Source organism: Candidatus Venteria ishoeyi (assembly GCF_030378065.1).
Lineage (GTDB): Bacteria > Pseudomonadota > Gammaproteobacteria > Beggiatoales > Beggiatoaceae > Venteria > Venteria ishoeyi.
In genome coordinates this window covers 1-8,601 of sequence record NZ_JAUCGJ010000083.1, presented here as the reverse complement: position 1 = coordinate 8,601, position 8,601 = coordinate 1, and the positions used below count along the sequence as shown (strand labels likewise).

The following is an 8,601-nucleotide window of genomic DNA, read 5'->3' as shown; positions in this document are numbered from 1 at the left end:
GTTTGAAAAAGCTGCTGATAGCAAAAAGTGTCAATAAATTCAGAGAGCAACATCATATTTCTGATGAGCTTTATTCCGAGATGCAAGCGTATGCTGGTATCTCAGAATAGTTTTTCGGAGTTTTCAGCAGGATATGGAACCAATCACCCTGGAACCTGTCACGAAAGCCAACGGCGATGTGGTTTATCAAAAGCTTGAAGAGGCAGTTGCTAAAACTGGTGTACCCCGAGCCATTGTGAGTGACCGTGGCACAGATATTAATTCAGGCATCAAACGTTTTTGCCAGTCACATCAAGAAACCACAGCAATTTATGATGTAAAGCATAAAATTGCTTTAATGCTCAAGCATCACCTGGAAAAAGACGAATGCCGGAATGACTTCAGCGTCTTTGCCAGTCGCCTGAAAAAGCAGTTGCAGCAAACTGAATTGAGTCATTTGACACCACCTGCATTGCGTGTCAAAGCACGCTATATGAACCTTGAAGAACGTATTAAATGGGCACAAAAAATTTTGGTGCTACTTGATCACACAGCAGATGAAACTGCACTGCTCAAAGCAAAGTTTAATGCTTTGCAAGCATACCGTCCAGTGATAGAAGAATGGGTAGAAATGCACAGTGTGGTAAAGATAGTAGAACAGTTTATCAGTTATCACGGATTGAGCCAGGACATAGCGCTGAAACTGGCACTTCATTTCAAGCAACAAGCACGACTAAAATATGCAGCGAATCGCCAGTTACGTCATGAACTGCTGCGATTTATACGTAGCCAAGCTGTGCAATGTCGTCTAAATGAATGCTTGCCCGGTAGCAGTGAGGTGATTGAATCGGTATTTGGCAAGCAGAAATACCTGGAAGGCGAGCAGTCTAAAAGTGGTTTCACTGGACTATTGTTAGCACTTCCCGCAATGGTGGCTGAGTTAAATGCCGACATCGTCAAACAAGCACTGGAAAGCACACCTGTAAAGACAGTACTTGAGTGGAAAAAAAAGTACCTTGGGGATACTGTGCAGGCCAGAAGAAGGCATGCTTTTTCCAATCATCATCAGGAATAAAAGTGGGACCTGTTTTTATTTTTAATATTAGGTGATTTTCGTCACCCCAGGTAGTAATGCTAATACCGAGTAGCTGTGTCCCACGCCAATTGGTTTATTTCCCGGTGCAGGATTTGGGTGATACGTTACGCCGTGGTCAGACAGTGTTCTTGCGTATGGCCGCAATGCCGGTGTTGCGTCTATTCCTGTTAACCAAAACGGATGTCTTGATGGCTTGGGTAAGATTGGCAATAGAATCTTTATCCGTTCCAAAGCCTTTTCCTGACGCTCTTTGGCTGCTTCATCTGGTTTTTTTGCAGTAAAGAAGCAGTCTACGGCATCATACAGACTGCTATACTGTCGTTCGTACAAGGACTCAAGCGACAATTCCACTATTGACTGCGCCCTCTGCCTGCCACTCAAACTGTCAAGCAGGTTGAACAGGGCATCGGCCCGTAATAGAAAACTATCGTAAAGTGCTTGGCGGATAGCTTTGAACTGCTCTTTGTATTCGTACATTTCGCACTTCCATACTGGTTCTCATATAACCAATTATAAAAGATGCGAAGTTTTAATTTGTCCAAAGTCCAACCATAGAATACCTATGCTTGCATCATGGAAACTATAATGATTGTAGCCCAGTACCCAGCGTTGTTTATGCCAGTGTTCCAACTGTTTAGAACCCCATACCGAGTAAAATGAATGTTTGAATTATTTGCTGATTTTTTGGTTTATCAGGTATTAGGATTAAAGGCTGACGATGCGATTGCGCACAGTCTGCATTTTTTTATTGCAGACAGTGCAAAGATTTTTTTTATGTTGGCACTGGTTATTTACCTGATGGGTTTGTTTCGCTCTTTCATCTCACCGGAACAGGTCAGAAAATATGTGCAGGGCAAGCCTAAATTTTTGGCGCGTATTCTGGCTATACTTTTAGGTGCGGTTACACCATTTTGTTCCTGCTCTTCCGTACCCTTATTTATCGGGTTTGTGGAAGCGGGCATCCCCTTGGGCGTAACCTTCTCATTTTTAATTGCCAGCCCGATGATTAATGAAATTGCTGTAGTCTTATTGTTAGGCATAGTCGGCTGGAAAATTACCTTGTTATATGTCTTATCCGGGCTGGTAGTGGCATATTTTGGCGGTATAGCGATGGAGAAGTTTAAGCCGGAAAAATGGGTTGAAGCCTATGTCTGGGATATTAAAATGGGTCAGGCGCAAACCCTGGATACGCAGCAGGATTTATCTGCGCGTCATCACTATGCCGTGGCTGAAGTTAAAGACATTGTCGGGCGTATCTGGAAATGGGTTTTGTTTGGCGTTGCCGCTGGCGCTGCTTTTCATGGTTATTTCCCGCCTTCCTGGGTGGAATTGCTGGCTACCAGTAATCACTTTCTGGTAGTGCCTATGGCAGTATTGCTTGGCGTACCCTTATATTCCAATGCTGTAGGCGTAATACCGCTGGCAGAAGCCATGTTGTTAAAAGGTGTTGCTGTAGGTACTACGCTGGCTTTAATGATGAGTATTGCGGCAATTTCACTGCCGGAATTATTAATTTTAAGAAAAGTGATTCAATGGCAGGCTTTAGCCTTATTTGTTGCCATATTGAGTGTGGCAATTATTTTGGTGGGTTGGTTTTTTAATATTGTAATCTGAGTTCGGTGTAAGCTCGATCAGCGCTAAAAGCGCTGAAAACCGCTTCCACCTCACGTTATTATCTTTTGAGAGGTGTTTTAAATGATAGATGTCAAAGTATTAGGTACAGGTTGCGCCAACTGCAATACCACGTATCAACGTATCAACGAGGTCACTGCTGAAAATGGTATTGCCATTCAATTGGAGAAAATTGAGGATATGGCACAAATCATGTCATACGGTATCCTGTCGACTCCCGGTGTGCTGGTTGATGGCAAAATTGCCCACGCAGGTGGTGTACCAGATAAAAAAACAATTTTATCCTGGTTTAAATCTTCTTGTTGTCCCGGTGACGATAATTGTTGCTGATAAGTCGTATATCCATTAAGCTGATTGCATATGATTTTTGTGGTATAAAAATGTCTGATTGAATCAGGCTATTCTGCCTTAATGGAGTTATTTATGCGCGATAAGACAAAGCGCCCTACAATTTACCGCGAGTTCACGCTGGCGGCGGTGCTTTTAGGTCTTTTGCAAGGCGTGTTACTTAATGTTGCTTTTGTTTATATCGCGCTGAAACTGGGTTTTTCCATTGGCGGTTCCAGTATCGCCTCTATTTTAGGTTATGTTTTCTTGCGCCTGGTGTTGGGAAAAGGCACCATTGTTGAAAACAATATTAACCAGACCATTGCTTCCGGTATTAATTCTACGGGTACGGGCGTGGTATTTGTATTACCAGCGGTATTCCTGCTCAGTCAACAAAACAGTATTCCTTTTTTACCCTTGCTGATTGCCGGATTAGGCGGTGCGGTACTGGGTGTCATTCTGATTATCCCCCTGCGTAAACAACTGATTGAACAAGATCGCCTGCGTTTTCCCACCGGTGTTGCGGTTGCAGCCATTATTCGCACCGGCCCTGCGGGTTTACATAAAGCCAAATTACTCGGTATTGGTTTTCTGATTGCAAGCAGTTGGAAGTTATTATTGCTGTCTGGTTGGCTGAGTATGCCGGGTTTGATCGATCTGGAATTTGAAGAATTACACTTTGATTTTGGTGTATTACCCGCTTATGTCGCGCCAATGTTATCCTTATCCCTGTTAAATTTTGCCGCCGGTATGTTATCCGGGCGTGCCGGTTTACCTTTTTTTATTGGTGGTTTATTGGCGTGGTGGATTATCTCACCAGCAACAGTGTCTCTGGGCTGGATTCCCGCTGAGCTTAGTGGTGTTGCGCAAACTGATTATATTTATGGTGAAATTTTACGCCCCCTGGGTATTGGGGTGCTCATTGGCGCAGCTTTGATTGAAGTGGTCTTAAATTACCCCTCTATCAAACAGGCTATTCATGCCTTGGCAGCAGCTACACAACACCAGACCGGCCTGGATCGTGAAGAGTTACCGGTTGGTGTTTTGATTATTGGCGCAATCGCCGCTTTGTTGTTTTTCTTTTTTGCGCTTTGGAGTACACCGGGTATTGCCTTATGGCAAGCGCTGCTGGCTGCCCTGCTGGGCACATTGTGGATGGGGCTGGCGGGTTTGATTGTTGCGGAAGCCACAGGTTTAACAGATGTTTCCCCGATTTCCGGCATGGCTTTAATCTCAATTACCATGATGATGCTATTGCTTAACGGCAATCTCCTGGCTGCGATGATGGTCACCATTGGGGTTGCTATCGCCATTGGGCAAAGCGCAGATATGATGCAGGACTTAAAAACCGGTTTTATGGTTGGCAGCCGTCCTTTCTGGCAACAGGTCGCGCAGCTTGCCACATCCTGGATTGGCGTACTGGTGGCGTTTGCCACCTTATACGTACTCTGGCACAGTGGTGCAGGGGGTGCACATGGTTTTGGTGAAGGTACCAGCCTGCCAGCACCTCAGGCCAGTGCTTTGACTGAAGTGATTAATGCGGTACAAACCCATTCCATTCCCACGGAAAAATTTATTCTTGGTGCTTTGGTTGGCATTGTACTGGGTTTTGCACCGATAGCGGGTTTAGGTATCTTAGGCGGGCTGGCGATGTATTTGCCGTTTTCTATTACCCTGGGTTATGGCTTGGGTTGTTTAACCCAGATGTGGGTGGTGCGCCGCAAAGGACTGGCATTTGCAGAACACCAGTTGGTGCCCTTGGCTGCGGGTCTGATTATTGGCGAAGCGTTGACGGGTGTGGGCGCGGCAATTTATGCATTGGCAATGACATGAACATACAACTTTTTTTTGCCTGGGTTTTATTTATTGGCGGTATTAGTTTAGCCTTAATCAGTGCTGCGCAGATGCCGGTATCTGGTGCAACCTGGCCTGATACCCTGCCGGTTTATATTCTGGTCTTAACTATGGGGTTGCTCGGCAGTTTGTGGATTCGGCAACTGAATAGCTCATCTCAACAAACGCAAACAAACTTATCAACAGCAAGTGAAATCGATAATAATGCTGATAAAGTGGTTTCATTGCAACACATCAGGCATTTATTTCAACAGCTACAACAAGATTTAATACACTTACAGGCGATTAATGACAGGCAGATTTTACAAGCAGAGTTTGAAAAATTAGAAGCTAACTATTTATTACATATTATCGCCAGTCGCACCGTATTAAAAAATCACCTAGCCCAGGCGCAAAGTGCTTTATTGCTTAATCAACTGGCACAGGGCGAGCGTTTGTTTAATCGCCTGGTCTCTGCCAATATTGATGGTCATGCTGCTGAAGTACAACGACTATTTCCGCAGTTAATCGAACTGGTTAAACAATGGCAGGAAGTGCTGAAATGAAACTTACATTTCTCTGCATCCCTGCGCCTCTGCGGGAGGTATAAAAAATTGCCGAATCAGAAATCAGGTGACGGATTCATGAGAAACTTGGCTGGTCTTTTTCTCCATTTTCTGCGTTCCGAAAACAGTTACATAGCTTGCTACGTGCCTGTTTTCACGCCTTGAAAATGAATAAAAATCTTGCGCCCAGTTTCTGTATTTATTTTATCCTCACGCCTTAAGTTAGCATCAAGCTAAGTTAAGGTTCATCGGTATTGGGCACTTCCAAGCGCTTTTCCTCAACAGGTTTGACACCAACCTGGACAATTTTCATCACATTGGTACCACCGCCAAGGCCGGGAATATCGCCTTTGGTGATAATAATTAAGTCACCGTCTTGTACTGCACCAAGACGTTTGAGCTCATCAATAATGCGATAATTTGTAGTCATACTGTCGTCTTTAGCCAGTACGTCAAAGCTGATGGGGTAAACACCACGATATAAGGTGACTTTACGACGGGTTTCCACGTTACGGCTCAGTGCATAAATCGGAATGCCAGAACTCATGCGCGACATCCACAAAGGTGTAGAACCAGACTCTGTCAGGGACGCAATGGCTTTGACATGTAAATGATTGGCTGCGTACATTGTTGCCATTGCAACGGCTTCATCAATATGCACAAAGTCAGCATTCATGCGATGACCAGAGGTGCGGGCGATGCGCTGTTGTTCTGCCCCGAAACAAATACGTGACATGGCACCGACGACCTTGTCAGGATAACGTCCAACTGCGGTTTCACCCGACAACATCACAGCATCAGTACCATCAAGCACGGCATTAGCTACATCAAACACTTCAGCACGGGTTGGAATCTGGTTATGAATCATGGATTCCATCATCTGCGTTGCGGTAATTACTGCACGTTTCAGAGTACGGGCTTTTTTGATAATTGATTTCTGGGCCGGTGGCAATGCCTCATCCCCAATTTCCACACCTAAATCACCACGCGCAATCATCACCGCATCGGAAGCCTGAATAATCCCATCAAGGACATCCATTGCTTCTGCGCGTTCAATTTTCGCAATAATGCCGCCTTTGCCGCCAGCGGCGTATAGCAATTGTCGGGCATTATGAATGTCTTCTGGAGAGCGGGGGAAAGAAACTGCCAGATAATCAGCATTGAGCTTGGCTGCGGAAATAATATCTTCTTTATCTTTTTCTGTCAGCGCATCTGCTGATAAGCCGCCACCCTGGCGATTAATCCCCTTATTGTCGGAAAGCTCGCCACCAACAATAACTTTACAATGCACCTGGGTGTCTTCGATATTTTCAACCTCAACCACGATGCGTCCATCATCTAGCAACAGGGTGTCGCCGACCTTCATATCAACGGGCAATGCGGTATAGGTGGTGCCAACGCAGCTTTGGGTACCTTCTTTTAATGGCCACTTGGGATCAATCGTAAAGGGATCACCTTCGTTCAGCATGATTTTTTTGGCAAGAAAACGACCGATACGGATTTTGGGGCCTTGTAAATCCACGATAACACCAACCTGGCGACCATTTTTTCGGGCAAGTTCCCGCACCCGTTCCGCGCGCTGCTGATGTTCTTCAAATGCTCCATGTGAAAAGTTCAGGCGCACCAGATCAAGCCCTTCACGAATCATTGCGTCCAGCATTTCAGGGTTGTCAGAAGACGGGCCTAGGGTGGCAATAATTTTTGTGCGTTTTTTTAACATGCTGTGATTTGTTCCGGTTAGGCAGTTGGAGGAAAGCGGTAGAGACGTAGCAGTGCTACGTCTCTGCAATATATGATACTTATTTAGCGCGTTCTTCTAACATGGCAACGGCTGGCAGTTTTTTACCTTCCAAAAATTCCAGGAAAGCACCACCACCAGTGGAGATATAAGAAACTTTATCTTTAATACCGTATTTATCAACGGCTGCCAATGTATCGCCGCCGCCGGCAATAGAGAAGGCATCACTTTCTGCAATCGCCATGGATAAGGCTTTGGTGCCTGCACCGAACTGATCAAACTCAAACACACCAACCGGGCCATTCCAGACAATGGTTTTAGCTTGTTTCAGAATTTCTTCCAAGGCTTTAGAGGTATCCGGGCCAATATCAAAAATCATATCATCTTCAGTTACCGCATCTACAGCCTTTAAGGTCGCTTCAGCAGATTCGGAAAACGCTTTGCCGACAACCACATCGGTAGGTACAGGAATATCACCACCATTGGCTTTCGCTGCTGTACCCAATCTTTTTGCTTCATCAACCAAATCGGCTTCATACAGGGATTTACCAACTGAATGTCCATCTGCGGCAATAAAGGTATTGGCAATACCACCGCCAACAATCAACTGGTCAACAACTTTAGACAAGGATTCCAGCACAGTCAGTTTGGTAGAAACTTTGGAGCCACCAACAATAGCAACCATAGGACGTGCAGGATTATCCAGTGCTTTACCCAGTGCGTCTAATTCACCGGCCAATAAGGGGCCAGCGCAAGCCGTTGCGGCAAATTGCCCCGCGCCGTGGGTAGAAGCCTGAGCGCGATGGGCTGTACCAAATGCATCCATCACATAGATATCACACAAAGCGGCGTATTGTTTGGAGAGGTCTTCGTTGTTTTTCTTCTCACCGACGTTGAAACGTACATTTTCCAGTAAGACAACGTCACCGTCTGCCATTTCAGGGGCATTGCCCAGATAGTCTTTAACCAACTTGACTTCTTTACCCAGCAATCCAGTTAAGTGATTGGCAACCGGTAACATGGAAAACTCATCAGCAGGCTCGCCTTCAGTCGGACGGCCTAAATGTGACATCAGCATGACTTTAGCGCCTGCTTTCATCGCCTGTTCAATAGTCGGCAGGGAGGCACGAATACGCACGTCACTGGTGACTTTGCCGTCTTTAACCGGCACGTTTAAGTCCTGGCGAATCAGAACACGTTTACCAGCAAGGTCTAAATCGGTCATTTTAAGAATGGTCATAGTTTTCTCCTGTGATTAGTCGCTATGTTTAATGTTTATTTAGCATTCATTACACTCTAGTGTTTTTTTGAATCTTTTTTTGTATTCATTTGTAAAAAATTGTATGTCATTGGTATATATTTCATTAAAATAATCATATTTATATTGCATCAAACCAAATTTTGGAATATTGTTTTCAACACCACTTCGC

General features: G+C 45.0%; 8 protein-coding genes. 5 read left to right on the top strand and 3 right to left on the bottom strand.

The features are described from left to right. Positions 1 to 133 precede the first annotated feature (133 nt). Positions 134 to 1,054, top strand: coding sequence for a hypothetical protein (locus QUF61_RS17700; RefSeq protein WP_289682889.1), 921 nt, complete (start codon positions 134 to 136; stop codon positions 1,052 to 1,054). 27 nt (positions 1,055 to 1,081) lie between these two features. On the opposite strand, the gene QUF61_RS17695 is transcribed toward QUF61_RS17700, so the two are convergent. Then, on the bottom strand, positions 1,082 to 1,552 hold the full coding sequence (locus tag QUF61_RS17695; protein WP_289682888.1) for a transposase: 471 nt from the start codon (positions 1,550 to 1,552) through the stop codon (positions 1,082 to 1,084). 183 nt (positions 1,553 to 1,735) lie between these two features. On the opposite strand from QUF61_RS17695, the gene QUF61_RS17690 reads away from it, so the two are divergent. The 4 genes from QUF61_RS17690 (at position 1,736) to QUF61_RS17675 (ending at position 5,433) form a co-directional block, all read left to right on the top strand. Beyond that, positions 1,736 to 2,689, top strand: a complete 954-nt coding sequence (locus QUF61_RS17690) for a permease (RefSeq protein WP_289682887.1) — start codon at positions 1,736 to 1,738, stop codon at positions 2,687 to 2,689. Positions 2,690 to 2,770: 81 nt separating this feature from the next. After that, positions 2,771 to 3,037 (top strand): thioredoxin family protein, encoded by a 267-nt coding sequence (locus QUF61_RS17685; RefSeq protein ID WP_103921685.1) that lies wholly within the window; start codon positions 2,771 to 2,773, stop codon positions 3,035 to 3,037. A gap of 93 nt (positions 3,038 to 3,130) precedes the next feature. After that, positions 3,131 to 4,867 carry an OPT/YSL family transporter gene (locus tag QUF61_RS17680; protein ID WP_289682886.1) on the top strand — a complete coding sequence of 579 codons (1,737 nt, stop codon included), beginning with the start codon at positions 3,131 to 3,133 and terminating at the stop codon, positions 4,865 to 4,867. Next, positions 4,864 to 5,433, top strand: a complete 570-nt coding sequence (locus QUF61_RS17675) for a hypothetical protein (RefSeq protein WP_289682885.1) — start codon at positions 4,864 to 4,866, stop codon at positions 5,431 to 5,433. The genes QUF61_RS17680 and QUF61_RS17675 overlap by 4 nt, the downstream gene beginning before the upstream one ends. Before the next feature lie 238 nt (positions 5,434 to 5,671). Here QUF61_RS17675 and pyk read toward each other — a convergent pair whose 3' ends face one another. Then, positions 5,672 to 7,153: a pyruvate kinase gene (gene pyk, locus QUF61_RS17670; protein WP_103921682.1), complete on the bottom strand. Its 1,482-nt coding sequence runs from the start codon at positions 7,151 to 7,153 to the stop codon at positions 5,672 to 5,674. A gap of 79 nt (positions 7,154 to 7,232) precedes the next feature. Next, positions 7,233 to 8,411 carry a phosphoglycerate kinase gene (locus tag QUF61_RS17665; protein WP_289682884.1) on the bottom strand — a complete coding sequence of 393 codons (1,179 nt, stop codon included), beginning with the start codon at positions 8,409 to 8,411 and terminating at the stop codon, positions 7,233 to 7,235. Between the last annotated feature and the right edge of the window lie 190 nt (positions 8,412 to 8,601).